Genomic DNA, 14,700 nt, shown 5'->3' with positions numbered 1-14,700 from the left:
ATAGAAAATGTGCAATAACCGGAGAAAAGGTCTTTTCAGCATTGAAGGCTGGCCACATTCGCCCTTACGCCGAAGGTGGAGAACACTCGATACCAAATGGGCTCCTTATGCAGCGAGATATTCACCGGCTCTTTGACCTGGGCTACGTGACAGTTACCCCAGAATACAAATTTGAGCTTAGCAAATCGGTCAAAGAGGATTTTTCAAATCGCAAAGAATATTATGGATTGCATGAATTGAGCATCCTTTTGCCCAACAACCAAGCTGAGAAGCCTGACCCTAAAATTTTAATGTAGCATAATGAACACGAGTTCCTCACCTGAATAGCTAAGGCCGGTCTTGCCCTCCGCTACGTCGTCGGCATAGGACAGCGCATCGTACACGTCATCCGGGTCATGCGGCCGGCCCACATGGGCCACGAACTCCCCCAGGAACGGGTTGGGGCAGGCGGTGAACCAGGGCGGGTCCGACAGGCGCAGGATGGTCGCGTCATCCGCCTGGGGAAAGCCCGGCTGGTCGCGGAACCCCGGCTCCCGCAGCTTCTCAGCCAGCCGCGCCAGGTACCAGTCCCGCCGCGCCCCTTCATCCGGAAACCGCCGCCCCAGACACTCCACCGGCCCCCCGGCCCCCGCCGCCGCCCGGGCACCCCCCAACCAACCCCAACCCCTCAACTCCCGGAAGGCAGCGACCATAGCCGATAGGGCCGGGGGGATGGGGTGGGGGGCGTGGGGGGTGGCGGAATGATGGCGCGCGATGTTACTATGGCATTAGTGCGGAGGAAAAAATGACAGGCTTGGATAGCACTCAGCTTGATGTTCAGCAGAAGCCGCACGTCGATAACGCTGGTCTCGGTCAAAACGAAAATTTCGACATATTAGGTAAAATGGCTGCTGATCGTAAACTTCGCGATGAAAAGTCGCGCAGATCAGGAAAGCTTATGAAAACAATCAAATCAGATATAAATAAAACCTACACAGACTTCCTGGCCCCGGAAACCGAGGGAAGCATTCTTGGATACTCATGGGCTCCGGCAATGGTTTTCATTATTGCGGCGATACACAGATTTTTTCTTGTAGAGTATATTGATAATTCATATAGAAGTCAATACGAAAATATAGTTGAGCTTGCGATGATTGCTGGAGGCAGCGGGTATATTTTCCTTATCCTTATATTTTTATTCAGAAGGTTGGCTTTCTATCTTAACGACCACAAAAGTTATGGATCAGAAAAGAAATTAGATAGCTCTCTTATGAATACAACTGATTCTTCTGATCGATTCGAAAATAAAGATGTTTCTTCACGAGAACATCATTACAATATTGAGCATAATCTGGGCAAATATTCAGCATTATCAAGTAAAAATACGGATGATCAAGGTTTGTCTGCTGATGTCCTCCAACCTATTCAGTCACTGTTGTCCGATGTTCCCGGGCTACACAGTATTATTCTACGTAGCCTATATTTTGAATTGCAAAGAGCAAAAGACCGCCTTGCAGCGGAAGTAGAAAGCTTGACACGCCGTGGGAACGTGAACTTATTGATTGGAATTGCAATAAGCACATTAGGAATCGGCATCCTAATATTCAGTTTATCAGACTTCAATCAATCAGAAATGTCTGGATCAAAATTCTGGATTTATTTTATACCGAGATCAAGCGTAGCACTTTTGGTCGAGATTATAGCATTCTTCTTCTTAAATCTATATAGAGCTAGCCTATCAGAGATAAAGTACTTTCAAAACGAGATCACAAACCTCGATATGCGTCTTGTTGCTCTTCTTGCCAGCACGGCCGACCCAAAGGGCAAAGCCTTTGTGGACGCTGGCAAAGAACTGCTGAAGGTGGATCGAAACCAACGCTTGAAGAAAGGCGAGTCCACCATTGAGATCGAACGGGAGAAGCTCAACCCCGCCCCGTTCGAGAAGATGTTTGACAAGATGCTGGACACCGCCGTGAAGCTGCGCGGCGAGGGGAAGGGGGGCAAGGCGGGGGAGTAGGCGCCCCGTCCCCATACCCCTTCGCCCCGTCCTGGAAGGTCACGCGCACCTCCGCCTCCGTGTGACTGCCCAGCAGGGTGCGCAGGTCGGTGTTGAAGCGGTCGCGCAGGTCCTTGACGGTGGTGGGGGCGCCGTCGCCAGGCAGGGCGGCCAGCAGGGAGGCTTCCTCCAGCGTCACCGGCCGCAAGGATTGCAGGGCGGCGCGCAGGGCTGCGACGAAGTCGTCCTCGACCGGCTCCGGCAGGGCGCCGTCCTCCAGGAAGTCCTCCACCATCCGGCGCTCCGCCGCCGACAACAGGGCCAGGCCCTCCTGCGCCTGGGGCCGCGCCAGCTCCGCCCGCAGGGACTGGGTCCAGGTGTCGCCCAAGCCGTGCAGCCGGTTCTCCAGGGTGGACAGGGCCCGGGCCATGTCGCGGCCGAACAGGGCGTCCTGGGCCGGGCGGAACTGGCAATGGGGGCAGGTGGCGGTGTGCTCCAGCTCCTGCGCCGCCAGCATGTGGCAGTCCGCCAGCCGGGCCGTGGGCAGGATGGGGATGGCGGACAGGCGCTCCAGGTCGAGCCGCAGCCCCCCTTCAGCCGGGCGTCCCGCTCCGTCGCCTGCGCGCTGGTCAGCCGGGCGGCGGCGTGCAGGCGGCGGTAATGCTCCACATAGTCGCGCTTCACCGCCTCCAGCGACTTGTGCAGCCCCGCGTGGGCGGCGGGGTCGGTGCGGCGGGCGGGGTCGGCGAACAGGGCCCGCACCTCCTCCCGCACCGCGGCCAGGCTGGCCTGGAACGGGTCGTCGGGACGCAGCACCCCCTCCGCCTGCATCAGGTAGTTGGTGGGGGAGGATAATTGCTCCACCGCCTCGCGGAGGGCGACCACCTGCGCCACGGCGTGCCGGCCGGGGGCATGGCTGGCGATGGTCTCCAGGTCCCAGCGCAGGCTGCGCAGCTTGGCCGGGCAGTCATAGGCGCGCAGGGCCTCCAGGAACTCCTTCCACCGCTCCACCTGGTGGCCCAGGCCGCCTGCTCCCCCGCCGTCAGCGGCGGCAGGCCCCAGAGCTGCAGCCCGCCTTGCAGCTCCCGCTTGGCGTTCAGGGCGTTTGTGATGGCCAGCTCCGCCTGGGCGCGCAGGTCGGGGACCAGCTCCTCCCAGCCGCGGTCGGTGGCCAGCTTGCCCTCCGGGATGCCCTTGGGGCGTTGCAGCACGCTGAACCCGGCCACCCGGGCGCTGCATAGCCCGGCCAGCTGGCGCAGCCGGGTGGCGTCATACTCCACCCCATCAATGCGCAGCGCCGCGTCGCCCTGGTGGACCAGGGCGACGACGGACACGGACAGGTACTCCGGCTCCAGCCGGAACGGCTCCCACAGCACCGGGTCGGTGCCGCGAACCAAATCGGCCCGGTTCACCACCTGGCCCTCGCCCCGCTGCTCCAGGATGGCCTTGGCATAAGGGGAGCTGCGGGTGCGGATGCCTTCCCCCTCCCGCAGGCGCAAGACCTCCAGCACGGCAAGGCCCTGGCGGGAGCGGTCCATGCCCGCCAGCAGGCGCAGCGCGTCGTCGCAGAAGGGCTGCCGCTCCTCTTCCCCCACCCGCACGGCGAAGCGCGGGTAGTGGGGGTACTTGTCCTCCAAGGCGGTGGCCAGCAGGTGGCCCATGGCCAAGTCCAGCAGGGACATGGGGTCCCGCCGCTCCGACGGCTTCAGCCTGGCGTCGGCGGCCAGGGCGGACAGTGCCACATCGCGCCCATTCAGCCGTGCCGACAATGCGGCTTCCAGGTTGTCCCGCAGCCAGCGCGCCAAGGTGGCGCGGTGGCTGTCGGCCCGCCGTTCATACTCCTTCCGCTCCCCCTTGGTCTTCAGCCGCGACAGGGACAGTCGCCCTTGGCCAAGCGGTGCCGCTGGGCGGCGAAGCCGGCCTCCGCCGCGGCCACCACCATCAGCAGCAACAGGCGGCGGGCGGCGAGGGACGGGGACTGGCCGGCCACGAAGCGCGCCGCCGCCAGCTCCCGCGGCTCCACCATCTCGGCCCCGTCATGCTGGCGGGCAGCCCGGGCAACCCGGACCATGCGCCCGGGCGGAGGCAGGGCGTCGGCGCTGGTCATGGCGGCCGCCCGGCGGGGTGGGCGCCCTCCCCCAGGACCTCGGGCAGCAGCCCCCGACTCCTCGGGATGTCGCCCCCGATCCCTCGGGCAACGCCCCCGATCCCTCGGGATACGGCGCGTAAACCTTTGTTCCGGCCCGCTGCTTACCCAGTGCTTACCCGGACAAAGCAAAAGGGCCGGGTAAGCACCCGGCCCTTTTGCTAAACCCTTGATTTGACTGGAGCGGGCGAAGGGATTCGAACCCTCGACCCCAACCTTGGCAAGGTTGTGCTCTACCCCTGAGCTACGCCCGCATCGCCAGTCAATTCGCCGTTTCCGGCGGCCCGTTTCAGGGCGCCACCGGGTGGTGCCCGGCGGTGAGCGCGGAATATAGCCAGCAAATTTGGCCGCGCAAGCCTTTTGTTGGGCCTTCATGAAAAAACTTGGGGGCCCCTGCGCGCCTCGCCCGGCTGCCCTGTTGGCGCAACGGGGACGGGTGGCCTATATAACCCCGGACAGCCCCGGGACCCGCCCCGGGCCGGGGCCACACGCGAAGAAGACCACGGGACGGACGACAGCCATGCAAGGTTTCCCCATGGGCCCCGGCGCCAAGCCGGCCCCCGCCAACGCCCCCGCCGGAGCCGACCCGGTGAAGGACGGCACGGACGCCAGCTTCATGGCCGACGTGATCGAGGCGTCGCGCAACGTGCCCGTCATCGTCGATTTCTGGGCCACCTGGTGCGGCCCCTGCAAGACGCTGGGCCCCCTCCTGGAAAAGGCGGTCCGCGCGGCCAAGGGCGCCGTGCGCATGGTGAAGATCGACACGGACAAGAACCCGGCCGTGGCCGGGCAGCTCCGCGTGCAGTCCATCCCCACGGTCTACGCCTTCTTCCAGGGCCGGCCCGTGGACGGCTTCCAGGGCGCCCTGCCCGAAAGCCAGGTGAAGCAGTTCGTGGACCGGCTGGTGCAGATGGCCGGCGGCGCTGCCGGCGGCCCCGACCTGGCCCAGGTGCTGGAGGAGGCGAAGCAGTTGCTGGAGGGCGGCGACCCGCAGCAGGCCGCCGCCCTGTACAGCGCCGTGATGCAGGAGGAGCCGGAGAACGCCGCGGCCTATGCCGGCCTGATCCGCTGCCTGCTGGCCGTGGACCAGACGCAGGAGGCCGAGCAGATGCTGGCCGAGGCCCCGCCGGCCCTGGCCAAGGCGCCGGAGCTGGCGGCCATCCGCACCCAGCTCGACCTTAAGAAGCAGGCCGCCGAGGCCGGCCCGGTGGGCGAGCTGCAGGCCAAGGTGGCCCGGGACCCCGACGACCACCAGGCCCGTTACGACCTGGCCATGGCCCTCTATGCCAACGGGCAGCGGGAACCGGCGGTGGAGGCGCTGTTGGAGATCGTGAAGCGCGACCGGGAGTGGAACGAGCAGGCCGCCCGCAAGCAGCTCGTCAAACTTTTTGAGGCTTTCGGGCCCACGGACAAGCTGACGGTCATGGCCCGACGGAAATTGTCCTCTATCTTATTTTCATGACCGCAAACCCGTTCGACCCCACCTTCGAGCAACTGCCGGGCAGCATCCCGGTGTTCCCCCTCATGGGGGTGCTGCTGCTGCCCCGGGGCAAGCTGCCCCTGAACATCTTCGAGCCGCGCTACCTGGCCATGGTCCAGGACGCGCTGGCCTCGGACCGGATGATCGGCATGATCCAGCCCCAGGCCACGGAGGCGCCGGAACGACCGCCGCGCCTCTATGGCCTGGGCTGTGCCGGCCGCATCACCTCCTTCGCGGAGACGGATGACGGCCGCTTCCTCATCACCCTGACCGGCGTCTGCCGGTTCGCCCTGGGGAGGAGCTGCCCACCACCCGGGGCTACCGGCGCGTGGTGCCGGACTGGACCCCCTTCGCGGCCGACCTGGCGGAGGAGGTGGGCGGGGTGGACCGCGACCGGCTGGTGCCGGTACTGCGCCAGTATTTCCGCCAGCAGGGCATCACCGTGAACTGGGACGCGGTGACGGGGGCGGAGGACGAACGGCTGATCACCTCGCTCGCCATGATCTGCCCCTTCGACCCGCCGGAGAAGCAGGCCCTGCTGGAGGCGCCGTGCCTGAAGGACCGGGCCGACCTGCTGCAGACCCTGATCGAGATGGCGGTGCACGACGTGCCGGGCGGGGAGACGGCGCGGCATTAGGGGTTTTGCCCTTGGGAAGGCTGGTCAACCCGGCCACCCCGCTGCTACACCCGTATCGCACGCGAGAAGAGGAGGCACCCCATGCCCGAGCCCGCCAAGGTGGACCCCAAGCTGCTGGAGATCCTGGTCTGCCCCCTGACCAAGGGCCCCCTGCGGTATGATTCCGAGCGGCAGGAGCTGGTCAGCGACCGCGCCGGCTTGGCCTATCCCATCCGCGACGGCATCCCCATCATGCTGGTGGACGAGGCCCGCCCCCTCGACGCCCCGGCCGCCTGAGGCATGGGCATGGCCGAGGAACGCTTCGCCACCGACCCCCACGGCACCCGCCACTGGCCGGAGGAGATCAAGCTGAAGCGGGCGGAGCGGGTGCTGGAACTACGCTTCGACGACGGCGCGACCTTCCGCCTTCCCGCGGAGTACCTGCGGGTGGAAAGCCCCTCGGCCGAGGTGCAGGGCCACGGCCCCGGGCAGAAGCAGACCGTGGCCGGCAAGGCCACCGTGGCCGTCACGGGCGTGGAGCCGGTGGGCAACTACGCCGTTCGCCTGATCTTCGACGACGGCCACGACACCGGCATCTACAGCTGGACCTACCTGTACGAGCTGGGTGCCAAACAGGACGAGAAGTGGGCCGCCTACCTCTCGGCACTGGACGCCAAGGGCCTCAGCCGGGAGCCGCGCGGGCGGCGCTGAGGCCGGGAACCGGCCCGGCGGCGACTGCCGCCGCGCGACCACGTGGTCGCGCAAGCCAAGCCGCGGATGCGGCGCCAGCGCCTGAGGAACTGGAAATCTTACGACCCGCCCGCCCGCTGGGCCAGCACGCCGCTCTCGATGATGCCGTCGATGACGAACTGGCAGGCCAGGGCGGCCAGCAGGATGCCCAGCACCCGGTTGATCACGTTGATGCCGGTGACGCCCAGCAGGCGGCTGACCTCCCCCGCGAACAGCAGCACCAGCAGCGTCCCCGCCAGCACGGCGGCCAGCACGCCCAGCACCGCCGCCTGGGCCAGCGGGTCCCCGTCGGCGCGCCCCATCAACAGCACGGTGCTGGTCATGGCGCCCGGCCCGGCGATCAACGGGATGGCAAGCGGAAAGACGGAGATGTCGGCCTTGTGCAGGGCCTCCTCCTTCTCGTCCGGGGTGGCGGTGCGCAGGCCGCTCTCCCGGGCGAACACCATGTCGATGGCCACCATCAGCAACAGGATGCCGCCGGCGATGCGGAAGGCGCCGGTGCCGATGCCGAGGCTGTTCAGCAGCAGCTCGCCCACGAAGGCAAAGCCGAACAGCAGCCCCGCCCCGATCAGCACGCCCTTCACGGCGGTGCGGCGGCGATAGCGCGCGTCCATCCCCGCCGTCAGCCCGGCGAACATGGGTCCCAGCCCGATGGGGTCGATGGTGACCAGGAAGGCGATAAGGGTGGAGAGGAGGAGGTCGGTCATGTCAGGTCCAGCCGCCCCGACGGGGGATCCCGCCCCGGGATAGGGGCGGGACCGTCAGGGGCGGGGGAGACCTAACGTGGAAGAGGTGCCCGGTCCATGGCCGGCCGCGTCATACCGGGGATGCGGGGACTTTATCCGGCCTTCTTCTCCCGGAACTGGTCATACGCCTCCACCGCCTGGGCGGCGTACATGACGGAGGGGCCGGCGCCCATGTAGATGGCCATGCCCATGGTCTCCATCACCTCTTCCCGGCTGGCGCCCTGCTCCACGGCGGCCTTGGCGTGGAAGGCGACGCAGCCGTCGCAGCGGGTGGCGACGGCGATGGCCAGGGCGACAAGCTCCTTCGTCTTGGTGTCCAGGGCCCCGGGCTTCAGCGCGGCCTGGGCGATGCCGCTGAAGGCCTTCATCACGTCGGCGGCACCCCCGCGCAGGTCGCGGATCGCGCCGTTCAGCTCCGTCGTCATGGCGGGCCAGTCCTTGTGCATGGCATGCTCCCTTCAAATCGGGTGGTCGTTGATCCTGCATATCTTCAAACGTATGCAGATATCAAGCCCGGTGCGTCGTCACGACACGGGGGAGCACCAGACTTGAAACCTGATTCGATTTTCACCATTCTGCCCCGTGCGGCTGATTGACAGGGCCGCGGGCGCCCCTTAAACCCGGACGCACCGCACAACCAGGAGGAGGCCGACAGGCACGCCCATGAGCAACAAGGTCTATGCGGACGCTGTCGAGGCGCTGGCGGGGCTGCTGCGCGACGACATGACCATCATGGCCGGCGGCTTCGGCCTGTGCGGCATCCCGGAAAACCTGATCGCGGCCATCAAGCTGTCGGGCGTGAAGGGCCTGACCGTGGTCTCCAACAACGCGGGCGTGGACGGCTTCGGCTTGGGCGTCCTGCTGGAAACCAAGCAGATCCGCAAGATGGTCTCCTCCTATGTGGGGGAGAACAAGCTGTTCGCCCAGCAGTACCTGTCCGGCGAGCTGGAGCTGGAGTTCAACCCCCAGGGCACCCTGGCGGAACGCATCCGCGCCGGCGGCGCCGGCATCCCCGCCTTCTTCACCAAGACCGGCGTCGGCACGCTGGTGGCGGAGGGCAAGGAGGTGCGGGAGTTCGACGGCGAGACCTATGTGATGGAGCGGGGCCTGCGCGCCGACCTGGCCATCGTCAAGGCCTGGAAGGGCGACACGGAAGGCAACCTCGTCTATCGGAAGACCGCCCGGAACTTCAACCCGATGATGGCCATGGCCGGCAAGGTCACGGTGGCGGAGGTGGAGCAGCTGGTCCAGGTCGGCCAGATCGACCCCGACCATGTCCACACCCCCGGCATCTTCGTGCAGCGGCTGGTCCAGGGGAAGGACTACGAGAAGCGCATCGAGCAGCGCACCACCCGGAAGCGGAACTGAGGGAGGGCGGATAAATGGCTTGGACCCGTGACGAGATGGCCGCCCGCGCCGCCAAGGAACTGCGCGACGGCTTCTATGTGAATCTGGGCATCGGCATCCCCACGCTGGTGGCCAACTACATCCCCGACGGCATGCATGTGACCCTGCAGTCGGAGAACGGCATGCTGGGCATGGGTCCCTTCCCCTTCGAGGGGGAGGAGGACCCGGACCTGATCAACGCCGGCAAGCAGACCATCACCGAACTGGCCTACAGCAGCTATTTCAGCAGCGCCGACAGCTTCGCCATGATCCGCGGCGGCCACATCGACCTGTCGGTGCTGGGCGCCATGCAGGTGGCGGCCAATGGCGACCTGGCCAACTGGATGATCCCGGGCAAGATGGTCAAGGGCATGGGCGGCGCCATGGACCTGGTGGCCGGGGTGAAGAAGGTCGTGGTGGTGATGGAGCACTGCGCCGTCGACAAGAAGACCGGCGCGCTTGAGCCCAAGCTGCTGAACGCCTGCAACTTGCCGCTGACCGGCACGCGGGTGGTGGACATGGTGGTGACCGACCTGGGCGTCTTCACCATCGACAAGCATGGCGAGGGCGGCCTGACCCTGGTGGAGCTGGCCCCCGGCGTGACGGTGGACGAGATCACCACCAAGACCGAGGCACCCTTCACCGTCGCCGTGTGACGGGGCGCGAAAGTCCGGATGAGATGAGGGCCGCCCTGGCGACGGGGCGGCCCTTTCCTTTTGCGGGCCGGCGCGACCGTCAACCTGTCAGGCCTCAGACCGTCAACCGGTCCCGAAGCTCCGCCATCTCGCCAGGGTCCACCAGGTTCAGCTGTTGCAGGTCGCTGACGCTGCCGAAGGGGCCGTGCTGGTTCCGGTGGGCGATGATCTCATCCGCCCGGCCGGGGCCGATGCCGCGGACGCTCATCAGCTCCTCCCGGCCGGCCTTGTTCAGGTTGACGGGCTTGTTGCCCACCTGGTGGCGGATGCTGCTGCCCTGGATCTGGTCACGGGGCTGTTCGGCCATGGTGGTCCTCCTCGCTGGGTGTCGAGAACCAACCGGTGGCCTCCAGGGGAGTTGCGCCCCCCTCAGAACATCATCTCGATCACCCGGTCCGGCGGGGTGTGGCCGTCCACGAAGGTCTTCACGTTGACGATGACCTTCTCGCCCATGTCGATGCGGCTTTCCAGGGTGGCGCTGCCCATGTGCGGCAGCAGGACCACGTTGTCCAGCTTCAGCAGCTTGGGGTCCACGGCCGGTTCCTGCTCGAACACGTCCAGGCCGGCGCCGGCGATCTCCTTGCGCTGGAGCATCCTGGCCATGGTGGCCTCGTCGATCACCTCGCCGCGGCTGGTGTTGACGATCACGGCGCTTGGCTTCAGCAGTTGCAGCCGGCGGGCGTTCAGCAGGTGATAGGTGGCGGGGGTCCGGGGGCAGTTGATGCTGATGATGTCCATGCGGGCCAGCATCTGGTCCAGGCTGTCCCAGTACGTCGCCTCCAGCTCCGCCTCGATCTCCGGGTGGACCTGTTTGCGGTTGTGGTAATGGATGGACAGGCCGAAGCCCTTGGCCCGCCGCGCCAGGGCCTGGCCGATGCGGCCCATGCCGATGATGCCCAGCCGCTTGCCGGACAGCCGCGACCCCAGCATCAGCGTCGGCGACCAGCCGGTCCAGCGGCCGGACCGCACCAGCCGCTCCCCCTCCGTGATCCGCCGCGCCACGGCCAGGATCAGGGCCATGCACATGTCGGCCGTGTCCTCGGTCAGCACGCCGGGCGTGTTGGTGACGACGATGCCCTTTTCCTTGGCCGCCTTCAGGTCGATATGGTCCACGCCGTTGCCGAAATTGGCGATCAGCTTCAACTGCGGCCCGGCGGCGTTGATCACCGCCTGGTCGATCCGGTCGGTGACGGTGGGCACCAGCACGTCCGCCGCCTGCACGGCCTGGATCAGCCCGTCGCGGCCCAGCGGCACGTCGTCCGGGTTCAGGCGGGTGGTGAACAGCTCCATCATCCGGGTCTCGATGACATCCGGCAGCTTGCGGGTCACCACGATCAGGGGCTTCTTGCGCTCGGCCATGGCCCGCCTCCTCCGCTGTTCTTCGGCATAGGGGTAGCAAGCGGCGGGCTTCGCTGTCCAGCCGACCGCGACAAGGGGTGTCCGGCACCGCACATCCCTTGACCCGCCGCCTGCCGCTTTGCACAAAAGGGGAACTTTTTCGGAAAGGTTAAAGGCTCGATGGCTTCCAGGGTCTGGACGGGATGGTTCGGCGGCGCGGCTTGCGCCCTTGCCTTGGCGGCATCGCTGCTTCTGGCGCCAATGCCCGTGCAGGCCACGGAGGAACCGAACGAGGCCGACCCCAAGCCGGACGCCATCGTGCGCAGCGGCCTGCCGGTGCCCCGCTTCGTCACCTTGCGCTCCGGCCAGGTGAACGTGCGCACCGGCCCGGGCAAGAGTTACCCCATCGAATGGGTGTTCACCCGCCCCGGCATGCCGGTGGAGATCACGGCGGAGTTCGACACCTGGCGCCGCATCCGCGACGTGGAGGGCACCCAGGGCTGGGTGCACCAATCCATGGTCTCCGGCCGCCGCGGCCTGGTGGTGACCGGGGAGGTCCGCACCCTCCGCCAAGCCGCCAGCGGCACCGCCCCCGCCATCGCCCAGGCGGAGCCGGGGGTCATGGGCAAGCTGAAATCCTGCAAGGGCGACTGGTGCGAGGTGGAGATCCAGGGCTACGATGGCTGGATGAAGAAGGGGGAGTTCTGGGGCGCCTACCCGGCAGAGGAGGTGAAGGATTGATCGGCACTCGCGCGCGGCTCGCCGCCGACCTCCTCCGCGTCGCCCAGGCGCTGAACCCGCTCGGCATCAACCAGGGCAAGTCGGGCAATGCCAGCGTCCGCACGGCGGACGGCTTCCTGGTGACGCCGTCGGGCGTGCCGTATGAGGAGCTGACGCCGGACATGCTGGTGGAGGTGACGGCGGCGGGCTATCGCGGCCCCCTGCGCCCGTCCAGCGAATGGCGCATGCACCGGGACATCTATGCCGCCTATCCCGCGGCCGGCGGGGTGGTGCATGTGCACAGCGCCCATGCCACGGCCCTGGCCTGCCTGCGGCAACCGATCCCGCCCTTCCATTACATGGTGGCCGTGGCCGGCGGCCACACGGTGGAGGTGGCGGACTATGCCACCTTCGGCACCCAGGCCCTGTCCGACGCCATGCTGGCGGCGCTGGGTCCCCGCCGGGCCTGCCTGCTGGCCAACCACGGCCAGATCGCCTGGGGCGCCACCGTGGCCAAGGCGCTGGACCTGGCGGTGGAGGTGGAGTCCCTGGCCCGGCAGTACAGCCTGGCCCGCGCCCTGGGCGACCCGGTCCTGCTGACCCCGGCCCAGATGGATGAGGCGCTGGCCCGCTTCGCCGCCTATGGCAAGCCGGCGGCGGAGCGCACGGCGGAAGACGACGCGGTGCTGGAGTTCCCGCCGGCGCTGGGGTAACCCGCACGGCCCTTCCGGAAGGCCCCGCCTGCCCGTTACACTCCCCGGCAAAACGAACATCCGGGAGAGGAACCCCCATGCCGCTCGACGTGCCCGCCGGCTATGAGATCCTGACGGAGGCAGCACTGCCCGGCTTCCTCGCCGCCATCCCCGGCGTGGCCGACCGGCTGGGCGGGGACCCGGGCGGCTGGTCGGTGCGGGAGGTCGGCGACGGCAACCTGAACCAGGTTTTCCTGGTGGACGGGCCGGCCGGGTCCGTCTGCGTCAAGCAGGCGCTGCCCTACCTGCGGCTGGTGGGGGAGGGCTGGCCCCTGGGCCTGAAGCGGGCCTGGTTCGAGCAGAAGGCCATGCGCGTCCACGGCCCCCTGGCCCCCGGCCGCATCCCGCACCTGGTCCATTATGATGAGCGGCTGTTCGCCATCGTGATGGAGAAGCTGTCGCCCCACATCATCCTGCGCCGCGGCCTGGTGCAGGGCCACCGCTACCCGCACTTGGCCGAGCACATCGGCACCTTCATGGCGGAGACGCTGTACGGCACCAGCGACCTGGCCCTGCCGGCGGCGGAAAAGAAGTCGCTGGTGGCCGACTTCTGCGCCAATTCGGAGCTGTGCGGCCTGACGGAGCAGGTGATCTTCACCCAGCCCTACATGACCCACCCCAACAACCGCTGGACCAGCCCGCAGCTGGATGGGTGGGCGGAGCGGGCGCGGTCCGACGCGGACTGGAAAATGGCGGCCGCGCGACTGAAGTCCAAGTTCCTGGCCAGCCCCGAAGCCCTGGTCCATGGCGACCTGCACACCGGCAGCATCATGGTGACGCCCGATGACACGCGGGTCATCGACCCGGAATTCGCCTTCTTCGGCCCCATGGGCTTCGACCTGGGCGCCATCCTGGGCAACCTCTGGCTCAACTACTTCGCCCAGGACGGCCACGCCACCGGCACCGACCCCCGCGCGGACATGCAGGCCTGGGTGCTGGACACGGCAGAGCAGGTCTGGACCCGGTTCCGGGCACGGTTCCTGGCCCGCTGGCGCGGCGGGGCGACGGGGGACGCCTATCCCGCCGCGCTGTTCGCCGACGACGCTGGCATCCGGGCACTGGAGGCGGAGCGGCAGGCATACATGGACCGGCTGTTCGCGGACGCGCTGGGCTTCGCGGGTGCCAAGATCACCCGCCGCATCTTAGGCATTGCCCACAACATCGACCTGGAGCTGATCGCGGACCCCGACCGCCGCGCCCTGTGCGAGGCCCGCTGCCTGACCCTGGCCCGCGCCCTGATGGTGGAGACCGCCCGGTTCCGCACGGTGGCGGACGTGACGGCCGGGGCGAAGCGCATCCGGGAAACGGTTCAAGCCCCCTGAACCTCCCACGCCAGGGTCACCGTCGTGCCCCTGGTCCCGCTGTCGAAGGACAGGCGGCCGCCCACCTGGGCCGCCAGGGCCCGGACCAGCAACAGGCCCAGGGCGCCGTCCCGGGCCTTGGCCTCCGTCAGGCCCCCGTTGCCCTGGTCGGCCACGGTCAGCACCGCCTCCCCGCCGGCCACCCGCAGGTCCACCGCCACCGGGCCGCTGCCGTCGGGATAGGCGTGGCGCTGGGCGTTGGTCACCAGCTCGTTCACGGACAGCCCCACGGGGATGGCAAGGTCCGCCGGCATCAGCAGCCGGTCCGCCCGGATGGCCAGGCTGCCGCCGGACAGGCTGGCCAGGGGCTGGGCCATCTCGCGCAGCAGCTCGGCCACGTCCACCTCCTCGATGGCGCTGCCCTGGTACAGCATGCGGTGGACATGGGCGATCATGTGGACCCGGGCCACCATGTCGTCGAACACCCGGCGCTGGCCCGGGTCCGGCACCTTCTCCCGGTGCAGCGACAGCAGCGAGGCCACCATCTGCAAGGAATTCTTGACCCGGTGGTTGATCTCCCGGAACAGCAGCCGCTGCTGCTCCACCATGGCGGCCAGCCGGCCTTCGCTTTCCGCCAGGGCGCGTTCCAGGGCGGCGACCCGATCCTGGTCTGGGGGGCATCCCTGGGCGGTGGCGGTCGGGTCCATCAGCCTGTCCATGTGGCACGGGCGCTAACCATAGCGCGCAGCCCGGAATATCAGCAATCAGCCTTACGGTTGCATCGCTGTGACCTCC

Annotated in this window: 20 protein-coding genes, 1 tRNA gene and 2 pseudogenes; 12 read left to right on the top strand and 11 right to left on the bottom strand. The window is 67.2% G+C overall.

Annotation, left to right across the window (positions count from 1 at the left end):
• Positions 1–41 precede the first annotated feature (41 nt).
• Positions 42–296, top strand: a complete 255-nt coding sequence (locus tag HHL28_RS15715; RefSeq protein ID WP_075770180.1) for an HNH endonuclease — start codon at positions 42–44, stop codon at positions 294–296.
• Here HHL28_RS15715 and HHL28_RS15710 read toward each other — a convergent pair.
• Positions 288–692, bottom strand: a complete 405-nt coding sequence (locus HHL28_RS15710; protein ID WP_404325945.1) for a hypothetical protein — start codon at positions 690–692, stop codon at positions 288–290. The genes HHL28_RS15715 and HHL28_RS15710 overlap by 9 nt on opposite strands.
• Positions 693–784: 92 nt before the next feature.
• On the opposite strand from HHL28_RS15710, the gene HHL28_RS15705 reads away from it, so the two are divergent.
• Positions 785–1,996 (top strand): hypothetical protein, encoded by a 1,212-nt coding sequence (locus HHL28_RS15705; RefSeq protein WP_169655430.1) that lies wholly within the window; start codon positions 785–787, stop codon positions 1,994–1,996.
• Here HHL28_RS15705 and HHL28_RS15700 read toward each other — a convergent pair.
• The 5 genes and pseudogenes from HHL28_RS15700 to HHL28_RS15685 form a co-directional block, all read right to left on the bottom strand.
• Positions 1,902–2,492 carry a DUF6079 family protein gene (locus HHL28_RS15700; protein WP_075770178.1) on the bottom strand — a complete coding sequence of 197 codons (591 nt, stop codon included), beginning with the start codon at positions 2,490–2,492 and terminating at the stop codon, positions 1,902–1,904. The two genes, HHL28_RS15705 and HHL28_RS15700, sit on opposite strands and share 95 nt — an antisense overlap.
• Before the next feature lie 146 nt (positions 2,493–2,638).
• Positions 2,639–2,986: pseudogene (locus HHL28_RS18880) on the bottom strand (DUF6079 family protein); the annotation flags it as partial.
• Between the two features lie 68 nt (positions 2,987–3,054).
• Positions 3,055–3,840: pseudogene (locus tag HHL28_RS15695) on the bottom strand (DUF6079 family protein); the annotation flags it as partial.
• Complete coding sequence (locus tag HHL28_RS15690) at positions 3,837–4,082, bottom strand: hypothetical protein (RefSeq protein ID WP_075770176.1); 246 nt, start codon at positions 4,080–4,082, stop codon at positions 3,837–3,839. The pseudogene HHL28_RS15695 and the gene HHL28_RS15690, both read right to left, overlap by 4 nt.
• Before the next feature lie 218 nt (positions 4,083–4,300).
• Positions 4,301–4,375: transfer RNA gene (locus HHL28_RS15685), tRNA-Gly, on the bottom strand.
• A gap of 266 nt (positions 4,376–4,641) precedes the next feature.
• Between HHL28_RS15685 and HHL28_RS15680 the strand changes: the two genes are divergently transcribed.
• The 5 genes from HHL28_RS15680 to HHL28_RS15665 all read left to right on the top strand — a co-directional run bounded on the left by HHL28_RS15680 (position 4,642) and on the right by HHL28_RS15665 (position 6,928).
• A complete protein-coding gene (locus HHL28_RS15680) occupies positions 4,642–5,583 on the top strand; it encodes a thioredoxin family protein (protein ID WP_075770175.1) in 942 nt (313 codons plus the stop codon).
• On the top strand, positions 5,580–6,047 hold the full coding sequence (locus tag HHL28_RS15675) for an LON peptidase substrate-binding domain-containing protein (RefSeq protein ID WP_404325943.1): 468 nt from the start codon (positions 5,580–5,582) through the stop codon (positions 6,045–6,047). The genes HHL28_RS15680 and HHL28_RS15675 overlap by 4 nt, the downstream gene beginning before the upstream one ends.
• Positions 5,984–6,238: a hypothetical protein gene (locus HHL28_RS18875; protein WP_404325942.1), complete on the top strand. Its 255-nt coding sequence runs from the start codon at positions 5,984–5,986 to the stop codon at positions 6,236–6,238. The genes HHL28_RS15675 and HHL28_RS18875 overlap by 64 nt, the downstream gene beginning before the upstream one ends.
• Positions 6,239–6,319: 81 nt before the next feature.
• A complete protein-coding gene (locus HHL28_RS15670) occupies positions 6,320–6,514 on the top strand; it encodes a Trm112 family protein (protein WP_075770173.1) in 195 nt (64 codons plus the stop codon).
• Between the two features lie 9 nt (positions 6,515–6,523).
• Positions 6,524–6,928, top strand: coding sequence for a gamma-butyrobetaine hydroxylase-like domain-containing protein (locus HHL28_RS15665; RefSeq protein WP_075770279.1), 405 nt, complete (start codon positions 6,524–6,526; stop codon positions 6,926–6,928).
• A 98-nt stretch (positions 6,929–7,026) separates the two neighbouring features.
• Here HHL28_RS15665 and HHL28_RS15660 read toward each other — a convergent pair whose 3' ends face one another.
• A complete protein-coding gene (locus HHL28_RS15660) occupies positions 7,027–7,674 on the bottom strand; it encodes a MarC family protein (RefSeq protein ID WP_075770172.1) in 648 nt (215 codons plus the stop codon).
• Between the two features lie 131 nt (positions 7,675–7,805).
• Positions 7,806–8,159, bottom strand: a complete 354-nt coding sequence (locus tag HHL28_RS15655; RefSeq protein WP_075770171.1) for a carboxymuconolactone decarboxylase family protein — start codon at positions 8,157–8,159, stop codon at positions 7,806–7,808.
• 217 nt (positions 8,160–8,376) lie between these two features.
• On the opposite strand from HHL28_RS15655, the gene HHL28_RS15650 reads away from it, so the two are divergent.
• Both HHL28_RS15650 and HHL28_RS15645 read left to right on the top strand, forming a co-directional pair.
• Entirely contained in the window at positions 8,377–9,081 is a 705-nt protein-coding gene (locus HHL28_RS15650) for a CoA transferase subunit A (RefSeq protein ID WP_075770170.1), read from the top strand.
• Between the two features lie 14 nt (positions 9,082–9,095).
• On the top strand, positions 9,096–9,755 hold the full coding sequence (locus HHL28_RS15645) for a 3-oxoacid CoA-transferase subunit B (RefSeq protein WP_075770169.1): 660 nt from the start codon (positions 9,096–9,098) through the stop codon (positions 9,753–9,755).
• Positions 9,756–9,849: 94 nt separating this feature from the next.
• On the opposite strand, the gene HHL28_RS15640 is transcribed toward HHL28_RS15645, so the two are convergent.
• The gene (locus HHL28_RS15640) at positions 9,850–10,101 is read right to left on the bottom strand and encodes a ComEA family DNA-binding protein (protein WP_075770168.1); all 252 of its coding nucleotides are present in this window, start codon (positions 10,099–10,101) and stop codon (positions 9,850–9,852) included.
• Between the two features lie 62 nt (positions 10,102–10,163).
• On the bottom strand, positions 10,164–11,153 hold the full coding sequence (locus HHL28_RS15635) for a 2-hydroxyacid dehydrogenase (RefSeq protein ID WP_075770167.1): 990 nt from the start codon (positions 11,151–11,153) through the stop codon (positions 10,164–10,166).
• 159 nt (positions 11,154–11,312) lie between these two features.
• On the opposite strand from HHL28_RS15635, the gene HHL28_RS15630 reads away from it, so the two are divergent.
• The 3 genes from HHL28_RS15630 to mtnK all read left to right on the top strand — a co-directional run bounded on the left by HHL28_RS15630 (position 11,313) and on the right by mtnK (position 13,926).
• Entirely contained in the window at positions 11,313–11,873 is a 561-nt protein-coding gene (locus HHL28_RS15630) for an SH3 domain-containing protein (RefSeq protein ID WP_075770166.1), read from the top strand.
• Complete coding sequence (locus HHL28_RS15625; RefSeq protein ID WP_404325937.1) at positions 11,870–12,565, top strand: class II aldolase/adducin family protein; 696 nt, start codon at positions 11,870–11,872, stop codon at positions 12,563–12,565. Before HHL28_RS15630 ends, HHL28_RS15625 begins: the two co-directional genes overlap by 4 nt.
• Before the next feature lie 77 nt (positions 12,566–12,642).
• Complete coding sequence (gene mtnK, locus HHL28_RS15620) at positions 12,643–13,926, top strand: S-methyl-5-thioribose kinase (protein WP_075770165.1); 1,284 nt, start codon at positions 12,643–12,645, stop codon at positions 13,924–13,926.
• Here the strand turns inward: mtnK and HHL28_RS15615 are convergent.
• Positions 13,914–14,612, bottom strand: coding sequence for a sensor histidine kinase (locus HHL28_RS15615; protein WP_075770164.1), 699 nt, complete (start codon positions 14,610–14,612; stop codon positions 13,914–13,916). The genes mtnK and HHL28_RS15615 overlap by 13 nt on opposite strands.
• Between the last annotated feature and the right edge of the window lie 88 nt (positions 14,613–14,700).

This window comes from Aerophototrophica crusticola (genome assembly GCF_012913305.1).
GTDB classification, from domain to species: Bacteria; Pseudomonadota; Alphaproteobacteria; order Azospirillales; family Azospirillaceae; genus Niveispirillum; species Niveispirillum crusticola.
This window is presented reverse-complemented; position numbering and strand designations above follow the sequence as displayed.

Bases quoted from the DNA above. Each gene is read 5' to 3' on its own strand.
- HHL28_RS15710 (WP_404325945.1), bottom strand. From the start codon at position 692: ATGGTCGCTGCCTTCCGGGAGTTGAGGGGTTGGGGTTGGTTGGGGGGT.
- HHL28_RS15705 (WP_169655430.1), top strand. From the start codon at position 785: ATGACAGGCTTGGATAGCACTCAGCTTGATGTTCAGCAGAAGCCGCAC.
- HHL28_RS15700 (WP_075770178.1), bottom strand. From the start codon at position 2,492: ATGCTGGCGGCGCAGGAGCTGGAGCACACCGCCACCTGCCCCCATTGC.
- HHL28_RS15690 (WP_075770176.1), bottom strand. From the start codon at position 4,082: ATGACCAGCGCCGACGCCCTGCCTCCGCCCGGGCGCATGGTCCGGGTT.
- HHL28_RS15680 (WP_075770175.1), top strand. From the start codon at position 4,642: ATGCAAGGTTTCCCCATGGGCCCCGGCGCCAAGCCGGCCCCCGCCAAC.
- HHL28_RS15675 (WP_404325943.1), top strand. From the start codon at position 5,580: ATGACCGCAAACCCGTTCGACCCCACCTTCGAGCAACTGCCGGGCAGC.
- HHL28_RS15670 (WP_075770173.1), top strand. From the start codon at position 6,320: ATGCCCGAGCCCGCCAAGGTGGACCCCAAGCTGCTGGAGATCCTGGTC.
- HHL28_RS15665 (WP_075770279.1), top strand. From the start codon at position 6,524: ATGGCCGAGGAACGCTTCGCCACCGACCCCCACGGCACCCGCCACTGG.
- HHL28_RS15660 (WP_075770172.1), bottom strand. From the start codon at position 7,674: ATGACCGACCTCCTCCTCTCCACCCTTATCGCCTTCCTGGTCACCATC.
- HHL28_RS15655 (WP_075770171.1), bottom strand. From the start codon at position 8,159: ATGCACAAGGACTGGCCCGCCATGACGACGGAGCTGAACGGCGCGATC.
- HHL28_RS15650 (WP_075770170.1), top strand. From the start codon at position 8,377: ATGAGCAACAAGGTCTATGCGGACGCTGTCGAGGCGCTGGCGGGGCTG.
- HHL28_RS15645 (WP_075770169.1), top strand. From the start codon at position 9,096: ATGGCTTGGACCCGTGACGAGATGGCCGCCCGCGCCGCCAAGGAACTG.
- HHL28_RS15640 (WP_075770168.1), bottom strand. From the start codon at position 10,101: ATGGCCGAACAGCCCCGTGACCAGATCCAGGGCAGCAGCATCCGCCAC.
- HHL28_RS15635 (WP_075770167.1), bottom strand. From the start codon at position 11,153: ATGGCCGAGCGCAAGAAGCCCCTGATCGTGGTGACCCGCAAGCTGCCG.
- HHL28_RS15630 (WP_075770166.1), top strand. From the start codon at position 11,313: ATGGCTTCCAGGGTCTGGACGGGATGGTTCGGCGGCGCGGCTTGCGCC.
- mtnK (WP_075770165.1), top strand. From the start codon at position 12,643: ATGCCGCTCGACGTGCCCGCCGGCTATGAGATCCTGACGGAGGCAGCA.
- HHL28_RS15615 (WP_075770164.1), bottom strand. From the start codon at position 14,612: ATGGACCCGACCGCCACCGCCCAGGGATGCCCCCCAGACCAGGATCGG.